This is a genomic window from Burkholderia pseudomultivorans (assembly GCF_902499075.1).
In the GTDB taxonomy this organism is placed as follows: domain Bacteria; phylum Pseudomonadota; class Gammaproteobacteria; order Burkholderiales; family Burkholderiaceae; genus Burkholderia; species Burkholderia pseudomultivorans.
The window spans coordinates 22,912-39,148 of sequence record NZ_CABVPP010000055.1 but is presented as its reverse complement, the minus strand read 5'-3'; the positions used below and the strand labels follow the sequence as shown (position 1 = coordinate 39,148).

Annotated in this window: 13 protein-coding genes; 7 read left to right on the top strand and 6 right to left on the bottom strand. The window is 68.2% G+C overall.

Annotated features, from left to right (window positions below; translation table 11 throughout):
- Positions 1-14 precede the first annotated feature (14 nt).
- Complete coding sequence (locus BST28156_RS27345) at positions 15-1,406, bottom strand: amino acid permease (protein WP_174903847.1); 1,392 nt, start codon at positions 1,404-1,406, stop codon at positions 15-17.
- Between the two features lie 318 nt (positions 1,407-1,724).
- On the opposite strand from BST28156_RS27345, the gene BST28156_RS27340 reads away from it, so the two are divergent.
- The gene (locus tag BST28156_RS27340; protein ID WP_009694400.1) at positions 1,725-2,198 is read left to right on the top strand and encodes an Lrp/AsnC family transcriptional regulator; all 474 of its coding nucleotides are present in this window, start codon (positions 1,725-1,727) and stop codon (positions 2,196-2,198) included.
- Positions 2,199-2,332: 134 nt separating this feature from the next.
- On the opposite strand, the gene BST28156_RS27335 is transcribed toward BST28156_RS27340, so the two are convergent.
- Positions 2,333-3,241: an EamA family transporter gene (locus BST28156_RS27335; protein WP_174903846.1), complete on the bottom strand. Its 909-nt coding sequence runs from the start codon at positions 3,239-3,241 to the stop codon at positions 2,333-2,335.
- A 346-nt stretch (positions 3,242-3,587) separates the two neighbouring features.
- On the opposite strand from BST28156_RS27335, the gene BST28156_RS27330 reads away from it, so the two are divergent.
- From BST28156_RS27330 to BST28156_RS27305, 6 genes are all read left to right on the top strand, one after another.
- The gene (locus BST28156_RS27330) at positions 3,588-5,261 is read left to right on the top strand and encodes a phospholipase C (RefSeq protein ID WP_174903845.1); all 1,674 of its coding nucleotides are present in this window, start codon (positions 3,588-3,590) and stop codon (positions 5,259-5,261) included.
- A 97-nt stretch (positions 5,262-5,358) separates the two neighbouring features.
- Entirely contained in the window at positions 5,359-6,777 is a 1,419-nt protein-coding gene (locus tag BST28156_RS27325) for a cytochrome-c peroxidase (protein ID WP_174903844.1), read from the top strand.
- A gap of 220 nt (positions 6,778-6,997) precedes the next feature.
- A complete protein-coding gene (locus BST28156_RS27320; RefSeq protein ID WP_060238101.1) occupies positions 6,998-7,708 on the top strand; it encodes a GntR family transcriptional regulator in 711 nt (236 codons plus the stop codon).
- A gap of 67 nt (positions 7,709-7,775) precedes the next feature.
- Entirely contained in the window at positions 7,776-8,573 is a 798-nt protein-coding gene (locus BST28156_RS27315) for an SDR family oxidoreductase (protein WP_060238104.1), read from the top strand.
- 35 nt (positions 8,574-8,608) lie between these two features.
- Complete coding sequence (kce, locus tag BST28156_RS27310; RefSeq protein ID WP_174903843.1) at positions 8,609-9,541, top strand: 3,5-dioxohexanoate:acetyl-CoA acetone transferase; 933 nt, start codon at positions 8,609-8,611, stop codon at positions 9,539-9,541.
- A 223-nt stretch (positions 9,542-9,764) separates the two neighbouring features.
- On the top strand, positions 9,765-11,093 hold the full coding sequence (locus BST28156_RS27305; protein WP_174903842.1) for an MFS transporter: 1,329 nt from the start codon (positions 9,765-9,767) through the stop codon (positions 11,091-11,093).
- A gap of 63 nt (positions 11,094-11,156) precedes the next feature.
- Here BST28156_RS27305 and BST28156_RS27300 read toward each other — a convergent pair whose 3' ends face one another.
- The 4 genes from BST28156_RS27300 to BST28156_RS27285 form a co-directional block, all read right to left on the bottom strand.
- Complete coding sequence (locus tag BST28156_RS27300) at positions 11,157-12,479, bottom strand: TIGR00366 family protein (RefSeq protein ID WP_174903841.1); 1,323 nt, start codon at positions 12,477-12,479, stop codon at positions 11,157-11,159.
- Between the two features lie 250 nt (positions 12,480-12,729).
- Positions 12,730-14,070 carry a chloride channel protein gene (locus BST28156_RS27295; protein ID WP_174903840.1) on the bottom strand — a complete coding sequence of 447 codons (1,341 nt, stop codon included), beginning with the start codon at positions 14,068-14,070 and terminating at the stop codon, positions 12,730-12,732.
- Positions 14,071-14,216: 146 nt separating this feature from the next.
- A complete protein-coding gene (gene codA, locus BST28156_RS27290) occupies positions 14,217-15,458 on the bottom strand; it encodes a cytosine deaminase (RefSeq protein WP_174903839.1) in 1,242 nt (413 codons plus the stop codon).
- Positions 15,459-15,576: 118 nt separating this feature from the next.
- Positions 15,577-16,038 (bottom strand): VOC family protein, encoded by a 462-nt coding sequence (locus BST28156_RS27285; RefSeq protein WP_060238122.1) that lies wholly within the window; start codon positions 16,036-16,038, stop codon positions 15,577-15,579.
- Between the last annotated feature and the right edge of the window lie 199 nt (positions 16,039-16,237).

Below are 16,237 nucleotides of genomic sequence, written 5' to 3'. Positions count from 1 at the left end.
GCTGGCAGCCAGCGTCAGCGCGCGGATGCGCCGCCGCCCATCGCGTAGCCGGCATTCCTCTGACGGAAGCGATACCCGATCGCGAGCACCGCGAGCCAAACGGGGATCAGGTACACCGACAGGCGGAGATCCGGCGTCAGGTACATCACGACGAGAATGCCGGCCATGAACGCCAGACACAGGTAATTCGTGAAAGGATAGCCCAGACTGCGGAAGGAAGTCTCCTCCCCCGCTGCACGCTTGGCCTGGCGGAATTTCAGGTGGATCAGGCTGATCATCGCCCAGTTGATGATCAGCGCCGACACGACGAGGCCCATCAGCACCTCGAACGCCTTGCCCGGCATGAAGTAGTTGACCAGCACGCACACGCCGGTCGCGAGCGCCGACGCGCCGAGCGCGGCGAGCGGAATGCCGCGCTTGTTGACCGAGCACAGCACCTTCGGCGCGTTGCCCTGCTGCGCGAGGCCGAACAGCATCCGGCTGTTGCAGTACACGCCGCTGTTGTACACCGACAGCGCGGCCGTCAGCACCACGACGTTCAGCACGTTCGCGACGAGGTTGCTGCTCAGTGCGTGGAAGATCAGCACGAACGGGCTGCCGCCGGACACGACCTTCTCCCACGGGTACAGCGACAGCAGCACGGCGAGCGCGCCGATATAGAAAATCAGGATCCGGTAGATCACCTGGTTGGTCGCGCGCGGGATGCTGCGCTTCGGATCGTCGGCCTCGGCCGCCGTGATGCCGACCAGCTCCAGCCCGCCGAACGAGAACATGATCGCCGCCATCGACATCACGAGGCCCGACACGCCGTTCGGGAAGAAGCCGCCGTGCTGCCACAGGTTCGCGACGCTGGCGTCCGGCCCCGCATGGCCGCTCGCGAGCAGCCAGCCGCCGAAGCCGATCATCCCGACGATCGCCGCGACCTTGACGATCGAGAACCAGAATTCCGTCTCGCCGTACGACTTCACGCTGGTCAGGTTGATCAGGTTGATGACGACGAAGAACACGAGCGCCGACACCCAGGTCGGCACGCCCGGCCACCAGTACTGCACGTAGATCCCGACGGCCGACAGCTCGGCCATGCTGACGAGGATGTACAGCACCCAGTAGTTCCAGCCGGACAGGAAGCCGGTGAAATGGCCGAAGTATTTGTCGGCGAAATAGCTGAACGAGCCCGCGACCGGCTCGTCGACGACCATCTCGCCGAGCTGGCGCATGATGAAGAACGCGACGATGCCGGCCACCGCATAGCCGAGCAGCACCGACGGGCCGGCCATCTTGATCGTCTGCGCGATGCCGAGGAACAGCCCCGTGCCGAGCGCGCCGCCCAGCGCAATCAGCTGGATGTGCCGGTTCTTCAGCCCGCGCTTCAGGCCGTCGCCGCCCTTCTCGTTTCCAGAAACCATGTCTTCTCCACTCTGTCCGCCTCCGCCGCCGGAAGCGGTGCGCCTTCGGTGTGCCGGGCGCTGTTTTGCTGTGCCGGCAGCCGTTCGTGGAGCCGCCGGGTTGGGGACTGCAATCTTCGCGTGGCGGCGCCCGATTCCTGCCGGCATGCCCGCCAGACCGGCCGCCGACCGTCGCCCGCAGCCGCGTTGCTGCGGTCGCACACGAAAATCCGGCGTCAGTTTAGCGTCGCGACGACGAAATCGGGTTTCGTAACCCGTTCATGCAAACCCTACATTATGAGATAAGATTGCACCCAGGAGACAGATGAGGAAACAAAAATGCCTGAACCGGTTCTCGACCGCATCGATCGGAGCTTACTGGCCCTGCTGCAGGAGAACGGCCGCGCGTCGAACCTCGAACTGGCGAAGGCTGTCGGCCTGTCGCCGGCGCAGACGCTGCGACGCCACCGCCGGCTCGAGGAAATCGGCGCGATCCGCCGCTATGAAACGCGGTTGTGCCCCGACACGCTCGGCTTCGGCGTCACCGCCTTCGTGCACGTGACGATGGAGCGCGGGCATATCCGCGACCTGTCGAAATTCCAGAAACTCGTGTCGGATCTCGCGCAGATCCAGGAGTGCTTTTCGGTGACGGGCGACATCGACTATGTGCTGAAGGTCGTCGCGCACGATCTGAAAGGGCTGTCGAAATTCCTGCTCGAAACGCTGATGCGCATTCCCGGCGTGAGCGGCGTGCATTCGAGCGTATGTCTCGACGAGATCAAGTGCACGAGTGCGATGCCGGTTGCGGAGTGATTCGTCGGCTCGCCGATCCCGCGTGAGGCTGCGAGCGCGTAGATGGCAGGCAAGCGCCGCACTGGGGGCCTGTGCATTGCTGCGTACCGGTTACGGGCACGCGCCTGCGCGCCGCCGCCGATATCCGTCGTTGCCTAGCGCGCCTCGAACGCGCTGATCAACAACGCCCCCGCCGCGATCACCGCACAGCCGGCCGCGCGGCGCGGCGTCAGCCGCTCGCCGAGATACACGCGCGCGATCAGCGCCGCGAACACGACGCTCGTTTCGCGCAGCGCCGACACCGGCCCCATCGGCGCGCGGCCCATCGCCCAGATCACGATCCCGTATGCGAGCGCCGCGAAGACGCCGCCGCACGCGGCCTTCGCCGTTTCCCCGAAGTCCTGCGTCAGCCGCAGCGGCCCCGCGCGCAGCCGGTAATACGCGGCCATCAGCACGCCGGTGAGCACGAACATCCACGCGGTGTAGCCGACCGTATCGCCGCTCTCCCGAACGCCGATCCCGTCGACCACGCTGTAGGCCGCGATCGACACGCCGGTCGCGAACGCGGTCGGCAGCACCTGCGTCATCCGGTGCGCTGCGCCGCGCCCGCGTTCCAGCCCGATCGCGAGGATGCCCGCGCAGATCAGCATCAGCCCGGCCTGCGCACCGAGATTCAGCCGCTCGCCCGCGAACGCCGCCGCACCGAGCGTAACCAGCAGCGGCGCACTCCCGCGCGCGACCGGATACGCGACGCTCAGGTCGCCGTGCTCGTACGCGCGCACCAGCAACAACGTATAGACGACGTGCAGCACCGCCGACGCAACCGCGTACGGCCAGCTCGCCGGCGCGATCGGCGCGGCGGCCGGCAGGAACAGCAGCGCGAACAGCCCGATCGCGATCTGCAGCACCGTGGCCGAACGCAGCCGGTCGCCGCTGCTGCGGACCAGCGCGTTCCACGACGCATGCAGGAACGCCGCGCACAGCACGGCAAACAGAACGGGGATCGGCACGCTGAACACTCCCTGACGGTCGAAGGCCGCGCAATCCGCACGACGGGCGTTCATCGTAGGAATGCGTCACGCAATTGTCAAAAAAGCGCCGTGCACCGCGCCGTCCGCGCACCGGCTCGCCGCGCGCCGACGCCCGCCCGGTAGCGAATGCAGCGCAATGAACGGACGCAGCGCGCAATGTGTCGCTGCGATGGCATCCGGGTCATTTCTTTCCATAGCCTTTCATGCGAAAAGACCCCGTAATGAAATCGATACCGCGGCGCAATGACCGCGAAACCACTCCGTCCCCATATCTTCATACCAGGCTGTTTCAATGCGCGTGCTTTCTGTCGAGCCCGCGCCGAACCGACACGGCGACGAGGCCGGTCCCCACCATCGAAATCCAACCTGGAGTGTTGCGATGTTCCGTCAAGCCTTGCTCGTCACCGCCTGTGCCGGCGCAGCCCTCGCGCTGTTCGCCTGCGGCGGCAGCGACGATCCCACGCCGACGCCCACGGTGTCCTCGCAGGACGCGCTGCAGACCGCCACGCCGATCAAGCACGTCGTCGTGATCTACGGCGAGAACGTGTCGTTCGACCACTACTTCGGCACCTATCCGAATGCGACGAACCCGTCGGGCGAACCGGCGTTCACCGCCAAGTCCGGCACGCCGACGGTCAACGGCCTGACGGGCACGCTGCTCACCGCGAACCCGAACTTCACGAACACGGCCAACGGCACCGACGCCGCGAACCCGTTCCGCCTCGACCGCACGCAGGCCGCGACGGCCGACCAGAACCACGCGTACACGGCCGAACAGCAGGCCGAGGACAACGGCCTCGCCGACCTGTTCCCGAAATACACCGGCAAGGGCTCGTCCGGCGGCGCCGGCGCGTTCGGCACGAAGGGCCAGGTGATGGGCTACTTCGACGGCAACACCGTGACCGCGCTGTGGAATTACGCGCAGCGCTTCGCGATGAGCGACAACGCATACACGACGGTCTACGGCCCGTCGACGCCGGGCGCGCTGAACGTCGTGTCGGGCCAGACCAACGGGATGCAGATCGTCAAGACGTCCGCGCAGCCGTCGACGCTCGCGAAGAGCTCGTACTACATCAACGACGGCCAGGGCGGCTACACGATGATCAACGACGTCGACCCCGGCTACGACGTCTGTTCGAGCACGACCGACCAGGCGATGATGAGCGGCAAGAACATCGGCGACCTGCTGAACAGCGCGAAGATCACGTGGGGCGGCTTCATGGGCGGCTTCAACCTGTCGACGACGAACAGCAACGGCACGACGGGCTGCAGCCGCAGCACGGTCGCGACCGCCGTGAATGCCGCGACGGCCGACTACATCCCGCACCACAACTGGTTCCAGTACTACGCGTCGACCGCGAACCCGCAGCACACGCGCCCGAGCTCGACCGCGGCGATCGGCTCGAGCTTCGAGGCCGACGGCAAGACCGCCGAGCCCGCGAACCACCAGTACGACACCGACGACTTCTTCGCGGCCGTGAAGGCCGGCAACTTCCCGTCGGTCAGCTTCCTGAAGGCGCCGGCCGCACAGGACGCGCACGCGGGCTATTCGGATCCGCTCGACGAGCAGGCGTTCGTGACGAAGGTCGTCAACTTCCTGCAGCAGCAGCCGGATTGGCAGAACACGGCCGTGATCGTCACCTATGACGACTCGGACGGCTGGTACGACCACGCGTACACGACGCCGACCCGCGCGTCGTCCGACGCGGTCGACCAGGTGAACGGCAACGGCAAGTGCGGTTCGGGCGGCACCACCGGCGTGAACGGCGCGACCGTCAACGGCCGCTGCGGCCCCGGCGTGCGCATTCCGCTCGTCGTGATCTCGCCGTACGCGAAGCAGAACTACGTCGACCATACGCTGGTCGACCAGGCGTCCGTCGTGCGCTTCATCGAGGACAACTGGCTCGGCGGCCAGCGCATCGGCGGCGGTTCGTTCGATGCGACCGCAGGCGACCTGCGCGGCTTGTTCGACTTCTCGTCGAAGCCGAACACGACGCCGCTGTATCTCGATCCGACGCAGGGCACCGTGCTGAGCTCGGCGCCGTCGATCTGACCGGCAACACGTAACGACAGGCCGGCGCGGCGTGCGCCGGCCGTTTCCATTTCAACGCGCCGCTTCGCGCGGCACCCGATTTCCGAGCGACGACAGCATGACAGCCCGCCCCGCGTTCCCGTCCCCCGATGCCTCCGGCCGCATCGCGCCGCGTTCCCCTGCCCGCTTCGTGCGCCGTGCGGCGTTCGTCGCCGGCGCCGCGGTGCTCGGCTACGGCGCGTTCGCGATCGCGTTTCCCGCGCGCACGCCGGCGGCGATCGGCGACGTCGTCGCCGACTGGACCGGCGCAAACGCGCATCCGGTCGTGTTGCAGCGGCCGGCCGCGCAGCCGCTGTCCGCGGTCGCGCAGCTCGGGCGCGCGCTGTTCGACGATCCGTCGCTGTCGGCATCGGGCCGGCAGTCGTGCGCGTCGTGCCACAGCCCCACCCACGCGTACGGGCCGCCGAACGCGCTCGACGTGCAGCCGGGCGGCCTCGCGATGACGCAGCAGGGTTACCGCCCGCCGCCGTCGCTGATGTACCTGTACCGCCAGCCGAACTTCAGCATCGGCCCCGACGCCGGCGAAAACGACGCGGCGCCGAGCATCGCGCAGCAGGCCGCGTCGGCGGCCGGCGTCGTGAAGGCGCAGAAGGTGGCCGGCACGGCCGCCGCGCCGCAACTCGTGCCGCAGGGCGGGATGTTCTGGGACGGTCGCGCCGACACGCTGCAGCAGCAGGCGTTCGGCCCGCTGCTGAATCCGGTCGAGATGGCGAACACGAGCATCGACGCGGTCGCGCGCAAGCTGTCGCAATCGGCGCATCGCGCGCAGTTCATCCAGCTGTTCGGGCCGCGCGTGTTCGACAGCCCGCAGCTCGCGGTGTCGGAGGCGATGTTCGCGATCGCGCGTTATCAGGTCGAGGACACGTCGTTTCATCCGTACAACAGCAAGTACGATCGCTGGCTCGAAGGCCGCGCGCGCCTGACGCAGGCCGAGCTGCGCGGGCTGCGGCTCTTCAACGATCCGGACAAGGCGAATTGCGCGGGCTGCCACCTGTCGAAGCCCGGCAAGGACGGCCTGCCGCCGATGTTTACCGATTATCAGTACGAGGCGCTCGGCGCGCCGCGCAACCGGCAGCTCGCGCAGAACCGCAACCCGGCGTTCTACGATCTCGGCGTGTGCGGACCGTTCCGGCAGGATCTGAAGGACCAGACGCAGTATTGCGGGATGTTCCTCACGCCGACGCTGCGCAACGCGGCGACGCGCCACGCGTTCTTCCACAACGGCGTGTTCCATACGCTCGACCAGGTGATGGCGTTCTACAACGAGCGCAATACCGCGCCGCAGAAGTTCTATCCGCGCGGGCCGGACGGCAGGATCGACGCATACGACGACATTCCGGCGAAGTATCGCGCGAACGTCGACACGACCGATGCGCCGTTCGATCGCAAGCCCGGCGATGCACCCGCGATGTCGGCGCAGGACATCAAGGATATCGAAGCGTTCCTGAACACGCTGACCGACGAGCCCGTGCACTGAGCGTCGCACCGCCCGCCGCGCGATGCGCGCGGGCGGCTGCGCACGCGGATGCGGAGCAACGGCGGTGACGGCTCCGCGCGCGGGCGCAAGGAACCGGACCGCCGCCTCCCCCTCGTTTTCCCTGATCCCTTTCACCTTGACGCCTTCGCGCCGATGGATAAAACTTCGCCCATCGCAAGTGTGATCACAGATCGCAGATCAAACCCAGGAGACTCCCGCCTTGGCGCCTCGTATCGTCCCGCCCGCATTGAAAGCCATCGAACAGGAAACGATGGCCGACAAGGTCTACCAGCAATTGCGCGAAGCACTGATGAGCGGCCGTTTCGCGCCCGGCCAGGCGCTGAGCCTGCGCAGCGTCGCGGAAGCCGTCGGCTCGTCGACGATGCCCGTGCGCGCCGCCCTCACCCGGCTGCGCGCCGAGCGTGCGCTCGTGGACGGCCCGAACCGCGCGCTCGTCGTGCCGCCGATGACGCTCGACACGCTCGACGAACTGCGCGAGGTGCGCATCGCACTCGAAGGCTGCATCGCCGAGCGGGCGTGCGCGCGGATGACCGAAGCGCAGATCGCCGCCGTACGCAAGACCTGCGAAACGATGCAGGCACACGCTGAAGCGGGCCGGTCCCGCGCCTATCTGCAAAGCAACTTCGCGTTTCACAGCGCGATCTATGCGCACGGCGCAAGCGAAAGCACGCTGGCGATCGTCGAGAACCTGTGGATGCGCGTCGGGCCGTTCCTGAACATGGTCGCGCTCGACGTGCCGCACATGCGGCGCTCGATGGACGCGCACCGCGCCATCGTCGACGCGCTCGAACGGCGCGACGGCGCGGGCGTGCGCGCCGGCATCGCGCTCGACATCGGCGGCGCCGCGCACGATCTCGCCGAAACGCTGCGGGCCGAACAGACGCCGCGCCGCGCGAACGCGAAACCGTAGCGCACGGCCCGCGCGCGTGCGCGAACGACGCCGAATCCGACCACATCAACGATGGAGACAACCCGGCATGACCGCTTCCGATCTGCTCAAACCCTATAACGGCCTGCGCGTCCTCGTGACGGGCGGCGCATCGGGCATCGGCCTCGAAATCGCCGACGCGTTCGCGCAATGCGATGCGCGCGTGCATGTCTGCGACGCGTCGCCAGCGGCGATCGCCGCGCTGGCCGACCGGCCGTCGCGTGCGGCCATCGGCGCGACGCTGGCCGACGTATCCGATCCGGCCGCCGTCGAACGCGTGTTCTCGGACGTCGCCGCGACGCTCGGCGGGCTCGACGTGCTGGTCAACAACGCGGGCATCGCAGGCCCGACCGGCGGCATCGACGAGATCGATCCGGTGCAGTGGGAACAGACGGTCGCAATCAACCTCAACGCGCAATTCCAGTTCGCGCGGCGCGCGGTGCCGCTGCTGCGCGAGTCGAAGCCCGGCGGCGCGATCATCGCGCTGTCGTCGGTCGCGGGCCGGCTCGGCTATGCGTACCGCACGCCGTATGCGGCAACCAAATGGGCCGTCGTCGGCCTCGTGAAAAGCCTGGCGATCGAACTGGGCCCGCTCGGCATCCGCGTGAATGCGATCCAGCCCGGCATCGTGCGCGGCCCGCGCATGCGCCGCGTGATCGAGGCGCGCGCACAGCAGCTCGGCATCGGCTACGACGAGATGGAGAAGCGCTATCTCGAGAAGATCTCGCTGCGCCGCATGACCGATCCCGCCGAGATCGCGGCGACCGCGTTGTTCCTGTGCTCGCCGGGCGGGCATGGCATCACCGGGCAGGCGATTTCCGTGTGCGGCAACGTCGAAGTGCTGTGACGCGTCCCGCGTCGTTCATCGAAAGGAACTCCTCCGTGGCAAACGTTCGCAAAGTCATCATCACCTGCGCGCCGACCGGCGCGATCCACACGCCGTCGATGTCGCCGTACCTGCCCGTGACGCCGCACCAGATCGAGACGGCCGCCGTCGCGGCCGCGCAGGCCGGCGCCGCGATCCTGCACCTGCACGCGCGCAATCCGTCGGACGGCAAGCCGACGCAGGATCCGGCCGTGTTCGCCGAATTCCTGCCGCGCATCAAGGCGCAGACCGACGCGGTGATCAACCTGACGTCGGGCGGCAGTCCGCACATGAGCGTCGACGAACGGCTGCAGCCCGCACTGCATTTCCAGCCGGAAATCGCGTCGCTGAACATGGGCTCGATGAATTTCGGGCTCTACCCGATGCTCGAGCGCTTTCGCGAACTGAAGCATCCGTGGGAACGCGAGCATCTCGAGAAGAGCCGCGACCTCGTGTTCAAGAACACCTTCGCGGACATCGAGACGATCCTCACGCGCTGCGGTGCGAACGGCACGCGTTTCGAGTTCGAGTGCTACGACATTTCGCATCTGTACAACCTTGCGCATTTCGTCGATCGCGGGCTCGCGAAGCCGCCGTTCTTCGTGCAAAGCGTGTTCGGCCTGCTCGGCGGGATCGGCGCGCATCCGGAAGACCTGATGCACATGCGTCGCACGGCCGACCGCCTGTTCGGCGACGACTACGTGTGGTCGATCCTCGGCGCGGGCCGCAACCAGATTCCGCTGGCGACGATCGGCGCCGCGCAGGGCGCGAACGTGCGCGTCGGGCTCGAGGATTCGCTGTGGATCGCGCCCGGCCGGCTCGCCGAATCGAGCGCCGCACAGGTGCTGAAGATGCGGCAGGTGCTCGAAGGCCTGTCGCTGGAGATCGCGACGCCGGCCGAGGCCCGCGCGATGCTCGCGCTCAAGGGCGGCGACGCGGTGAATTTCTGAGCGCCGGGATACGCCCCCACACCCGAACCGCAAGCGCAGAGACACGGCGCCGGCCCGAGCCGGCCGGCGCCAGGACGCCCATCATCGCCCCGCTCCCGTCGAGCGCCGCCGGCGCGCGGCTCCGTCGTCTGCCCATCCGCTGCGCGTGGCGCGGCGGCATTTGTCGAACGCGGCGCACCGTGCTTGCCGTGCGCGCCGGTTCGCCCTTACCGGAGTCGTCCGCATGTCCACTCATCACGCCCAGGCCTTGCCTTCCGCCGTCGGCGACGCGAGCGCGTCGCTGAACCGGCTGCTGTTCCGCAAACTCATGCCGCTGCTGATCGCCGCCTATGTGATCAGCTTCCTCGACCGCACCAATATCGCGTTCGCGAAGCACTCGATGGGCGTCGATCTCGGCATCTCGTCGGCCGCATACGGGCTCGGCGCGGGGCTGTTCTTCCTGACCTATGCGCTGTGCGAAATCCCGAGCAACCTGATCATGCACCGCGTCGGCGCGCGCTTCTGGATCACGCGGATCATGATCACGTGGGGCGCGCTGTCGGTCGCGATGGCGTTCGTGCGCGGCGAGACCTCGTTCTACGTGATGCGCCTGCTGCTCGGCGTCGCCGAAGCCGGCCTGTTTCCGGGCGTGATGCTGTACCTGACCTACTGGTTCGGCCGCGAGGAGCGCGCGCGGGCGACCGGCTATTTCCTGCTCGGCGTGTGCATCGCGAACATCGTCGGCGGGCCGCTGGCCGGCGCACTGATCGAACTCGACGGCACGCTCGGCTTCCACGGCTGGCAATGGCTGTTCGTCGTCGAAGGGATTCCCGCCATCCTGCTCGCGTTCGTCGTGTGGACGCGCCTGCCCGACCGGCCGAGCGCCGCGCCGTGGCTCGCGCCCGAGACCGGGCGCGCGCTCGAGCGCACGCTGGCCGCCGAGCAGGACGCGGGTATCGCCGCGCACGGCGGACACGCGTTCGGCGCGGCACTGCGCGATCCGCAGATCTGGCTCGCAATCTTCGTGTACTTCTGCCATCAACTGACGATCTATACGGTGATCTTCTTCCTGCCCGGCATCATCGGCGCGTCGGGGCGCGTGTCGCCGTTCGCCGTCGGGCTGCTGACCGCGCTGCCGTGGCTGGCCGCCGCACTCGGCGCCGCGACGCTGCCGCGCTTCGCGCGCGCGTCGCGCCATGCGCGCCGGCTGCTGTGCGCGGGGCTCGTCGTGATGGCGGCCGGGATGGTCGGCGCCGCGCATGCGTCGCCGGTGGCGGGCCTCGTCTGCGTATGCGCGGCCGCGTCGATGTTCTTCGTCGTGCAATCGATCGTGTTCACGTTTCCCGCGTCGCGTCTGGCGGGCAGCGCGCTGGCCGGCGGCCTCGGTCTCGTGAATACCTGCGGCCTGCTCGGCGGCTTCGTCGGTCCGACCGTCGTCGGCGCGATCGAGCAGGCGACCGGCAATGCGAAGAACGGGCTGACGCTGCTCGCGGCGGCGCTGCTGGTGGCCGCGTTCGCGAGCCTCGCGCTGCGTCACGGCCACGAGCGAGTCGAGGCACGGGCGCGCGGCTGACGCCCGCGTGCGCCGCTCCGGCGCGATGCAGGCACTGAACCGGCCTGCATCGCGCCGGTTGCGTCAGAACAGGTACATCCCCGCGACGAACACGACGCCGGAGAACAACAGCGTCGTCACGCAGTACCCCATGATGTCGCGCACGCCGAGCCCCGCGATCGCGAGCGCGGGCAGCGCCCAGAACGGTTGCGCCATGTTGGTCCACGCCTCGCCGTAGGCGATCGCCATCGCGGCCTTGCCGAGATCCGCGCCGAGCGCCTGCGCAGCCGGCATCACGAACGGCCCCTGCACGACCCAGTGACCGCCGCCCGACGGCACCGCGAAATTGATCACGGCCGAGCTGAGGAACGCGAGCAGCGGAAACGTGTGGACGTTCGCGATATCGACGAACCATTTCGTGATCACGCCCGCCAGTCCCGAGTGATCCATCAGCGCCTGGATACCCGCGTAGAACGGAAACTGGATCATGATTCCCGACGCGCCGCGCGCCGCGCCGGCCACCGCGCGCGCATAGGCCATCGGCGTGCGATGCAGCAGGATGCCGGCCGCGAGGAACGCGAGGTTCACGGTATCGATGTCGAGTGCGAAGCCCTTCTGCACGAACTTCAGCACGAGGAATGCCGCGCACAGCACCGCGACGAGGATCGACAGCAGGCGGCTCTCCTCCATCCGCTCCGCGAGCGTCGCGTCGGGCCCGAGCTTGCGCTCGACGCTCGGCGGCTCGGCCAGCAGCGCCGGATCGACGCTGACGACATCGCCGGGCTTCGGCATCATCATCCGCGCCAGAAACGGCAGCATCACGATCAGGCCGATCGTGATGAACGCGTTGTAGCCGGTGAAGATCGTCTCCGACACGGGAATCAGGCCGATGGTCTTCTCCATCGGGTTGCCCTTGGTCGCCGCGACAAGCGGCACCGAACCGGACAGGCCGCCGTGCCAGCTCAGGAAGCCCATGTACGCGGAGGCGACGAGCAGGCGGTAGTCGCTGCCCGCGACACGGCGCGCGACCTCGCGCGCGAGCATCGCGCCGAGCACGAGGCCGAAGCCCCAGTTGATCGCGCACGCGAGCGCACCGACGAACGCGACCAGCATCACGCCCTGCGCCGGCGTGCGTGCCGCGCTTGCCAGCGCGACCAACAGACGCTTGACGGGCGGCGAACTCGCGAGCGCATGGCCCGTGACCAGAATCATCACCATCTGCATCGAGAACGCGAGCAGGTTCCAGAAGCCCGAGCCCCACATCGTCGTGAGCTGCACGGGCGTGTTCGGCGTCAGGCCGAACGCCAGCGCGAACGTCACGATCGTCAGCAGGATCGCGAAAATCAACGGGTCGGGCAGCACGCGGTGGACCACCTGCGTGAAAAAGCCGGAAATTCTCTGAATCAACTTGTGCTCCTCGTTTCCTGATAGGGACGTCCGCGCGTGTCGTTGTGGATGGAAGCGCGGGTCGCGCGGATTCTTGCACAGAACCGGCAAATCCGCTTCGGCGGGAACGAGGAGACATTGGGAAGGCGACCGCGCAGTCTTGCGCGCTGCCGTATGCGCGTGTGTCGCGTCGGCCCGCGCGACGTGCCGCGTGTGACGACGCTGCGGCCGGCCTCGCGCACTGCGTGTCCGAGCCGGCCTGCACGCCGCGCTACCGCGTCGCCGCGGCGTGCTCGCCTATCACTCCGATCGCCTGCGCGCGGCGCCGGCGCTCCGCCAGCCGCTCCGCCCACCGGTACGCGACGAGCGACCCGGCCACCGCCAGCAGCATCGGCACGAGGCAGTCGTGATTCGCGCGCGTGAATTCGAGCAGCAGCACGACGGCGGTGATCGGCATCTGCATCGACGCCGCGAGAAACGCGCTTGCACCGATCAGCGCGCAGCCGCCGATCGACGGGCCCGGCCATACGACGCTCCACAGCCCGCCGAGCACGATGCCGAGCAGCGCGCCGTTCGCGAGGCCGGGCGTCAGCAGCCCGCCCTCCGCGCCCGCGCGCAGGCTGGTCGCCTCGATCAGCACCTTCAGCGCGAGCAGCACGGCCGCGAGACCGATCGTCAGCGTGCCGTCGAAACCGAGCGATGCCGGCCCCTTGCCGTTGCCGAGCAGTTGCGGAAACCGCATCGCGAGCCAGCCGATCATCGCGAAATTGAGCAGCGCGAGCACGGGCAGCCGCCAGTCCTTCCGTGCATGTCCGCGCGCGTGGCTCGTGAGCCGCACGAAGCCGTACGCGGCGAAGCCGAACAGCGGGCCGCAGACGATCGACCACACGACGAGCGGCGTGCTCGATACGAACGGCGGCACCGTGTACTGGTGTTCGTTGCCGAGGCCGATCCACGCGACCGCCGCGGCGATCGCCGACGTCACGATCGCGACGATCAGCGCGCGCAGCTCGAAGCTGCCGAGCAGCACTTCGAGCACGAAGATCGCGCCGCCGAGCGGCACGTTGTAGACGGCCGCGAGCCCCGCACCGGCGCCGCACGCGACCATCAGCCGGCAGTCGCCGGACGTGAGCCCCGCGCGATGCGCGAAGCGGCCCGCGAGCAGCGCGCCGATCTCGCGCGGTGCGACTTCGCGGCCGAGCGGCGAGCCGAGCGCGACGGTGACGATCTGCAGCAGCGCATGCACGGTCGTGCTGACGAACGGCATGCGCGGATCGGCCGCGCGGACCGCGCGGCGAATGCTGACGAGCGGCCGTCCGTAGCGGTAGAGCAGCCACCAGCCGCCGCCGGCCACGATCCCGCAGACGACCAGCACCGCGAGCCGGCGCAGCGGATCGGCGTCGGTCACGCCGCTGAGGAAGCTTTGGTTGCCGATCACGTGCGCGACGCTGTAGCCGTACGCGACATGCTGGATCGCATGCAGCAGCAACGCCAGCAGCATGCCACCGAGGCCCGCGCCGACGCCGGTCAGGATCGTGACGGCGGCGATCCGCGCGAACGGGCTGACTGGCGGCGCAGAGGACGTGACGGCGGACGGGAGATCGGGGCGCATGGGATCGGCGGCTTCGGCATGAAAACGCGGCGTGCCACGTGCGCGCCGTCATCAGGCCCGTATCGTAGACGCCGGTCGATCATGCAACAAACGTATTTTTCGAATCGACTCATGCATTTTCAAGATAAATCGCCCCGCTTCCGCCGTCAGACCGGATATGTGACGCGTTCCGGCTCGCGCTGCATGATCACGTTCCCGCCGCGAATCGACAGCGCGGCCTTCGCCTGCCGGCGCACCGCCTCGTAGTCGCTGTCCGCGTCGAGCACGACGAGATTCGCCGGGCGCCCGACCGCGATGCCGTAGCGCTCGCCGAGATGCAGCGCCGTCGCGCTGTGGTCGGTCACGAAATCGAGGCAGCGCTGCAGGTCCTGGTAGCCCATCATGTGGCAGATATGCAGGCCCGCATCGAGCACGCGCAGGATGTTGCCGTTGCCGAGCGGATACCACGGATCCTTGATCGAATCCTGCCCGAAGCACACGTTGATGCCCGCGCGGTCGAGTTCCGCGACGCGCGTGACGCCGCGCCGCTTCGGAAACGTGTCGAAGCGCCCCTGTAGATGGATGCTCTCGGTCGGACACGAGATGAAATTCAGCCCCGCGCGCTTCAACAGCCGGAACAGCTTCGAGCAGTACGCGTTGTCGTACGAGCCCATCGCCGTCGTGTGGCTCGCCGTCACGCGCGCGCCCATCCCGCGCACGCGGGTTTCCTCCGCAAGCACTTCGAGAAAGCGCGAATGCGGATCGTCGGTCTCGTCGCAATGTACGTCGACGAGACAGCCCGTGCGCTCCGCGAGATCCATCAGGAAGCGGATCGAACTGACGCCCTGCTCGCGCGTGTTCTCGAAATGCGGAATCCCGCCGACGACGTCCGCGCCCATCTCGATCGCCTGCTCCATCAATGCGCGGCCGCCATCGAACGACTCGATGCCCTCCTGCGGAAACGCGACGATCTGCAGATCGATCAGCCCGCGCGCCTCGTCCTTCACCTCGAGCATCGCCTTCAGCGCGGCGAGCGACGGATCGGTGACGTCGACGTGCGTGCGCACGTGCTGGATGCCGTGATCGCGCAGCATCGCGATCGCCGCATGCGCGCGCGCCTTCGTGTCGTCGTGCGTGATGGTCGCCTTGCGCTCGGCCCAGCGCTCGATCCCCTCGAACAGCGTGCCGCTCATGTTCCAGGCCGGTTCGCCGGCCGTCAGCACCGCGTCGAGGTGAATGTGCGGCTCGACGAGCGGCGCGATCGCGAGACGGCCGCCTGCATCGAGATCGCCGGCGCCGACGGATGCGACCGGCGCGGGCTGCGCGTCGATCCGCGCGATCGTGCCGGCGTCGATGCCGATCGTAAACAGGCCGTCGCGGCCGCGCAGGCGTGCGTTGTACAGATTCATGCGGAAGCCCCCTCGTGACATGCGTGGCAACGGCCGCGCGCCCGGGCGGCGGCCGTTCGATTCGATGAATACGGCAGGAAAAACGGTCGGGAAATATCGGCGCGCAACGCGCGCTGCGTCACGACCAGCCTTCGAAGGTCAGGCCGGTTTCGGCCGCGGCTTCTTCGGGCGTCACGTCGCGCACATGCTGGCCGAACGTCCACACATGCAGCTCCGGATCGCGCGCGCGGTACGTGCGGTCGCCGTAGAACTGGTCGGCCGGCTCCTGCAGGATATCCGCGCCGGCCTGCCGCGCGCGCTCGCAATGCGCATCGATGTCGCTCGCGAGCTGCACGTGCACGCTCTGCGTGTTGCGGCCGCCGGCTTCCACCGGGCTCGCGACGAAGTCGGCCCAGTAGCCGCCGATCATCACGACGCCGCCCGCATGCGTGAGTTCGGCGTGCGTGACCTGCCCGTCGGCGGTGTAGACGACGATGCCGCGACCGAAGCCGAATGCGCGCTCGAGCCATTCGAGCGCGGCACGCGGATCGCGGTAATAGACGGCGGGACTGATCGGCGGAAGGGGCGCTGGCGTAGGCATCGTCTGTCTCCGGTCGTTGGGACGCACGCCCCATTCTCCGCGCGTCGGCGACGCCGGGCAACCGTCGGCCGTCGATTCGCACCTGTTGCAGCAATACGACAACGAAGCGGCGCCGATCGCGTGCGGTGACGCCCAAAACGCCGATAGTCAGCGTGCGCAACGCGACATGTCAGTTTTGTGAATGACTCTTGTTCGATCT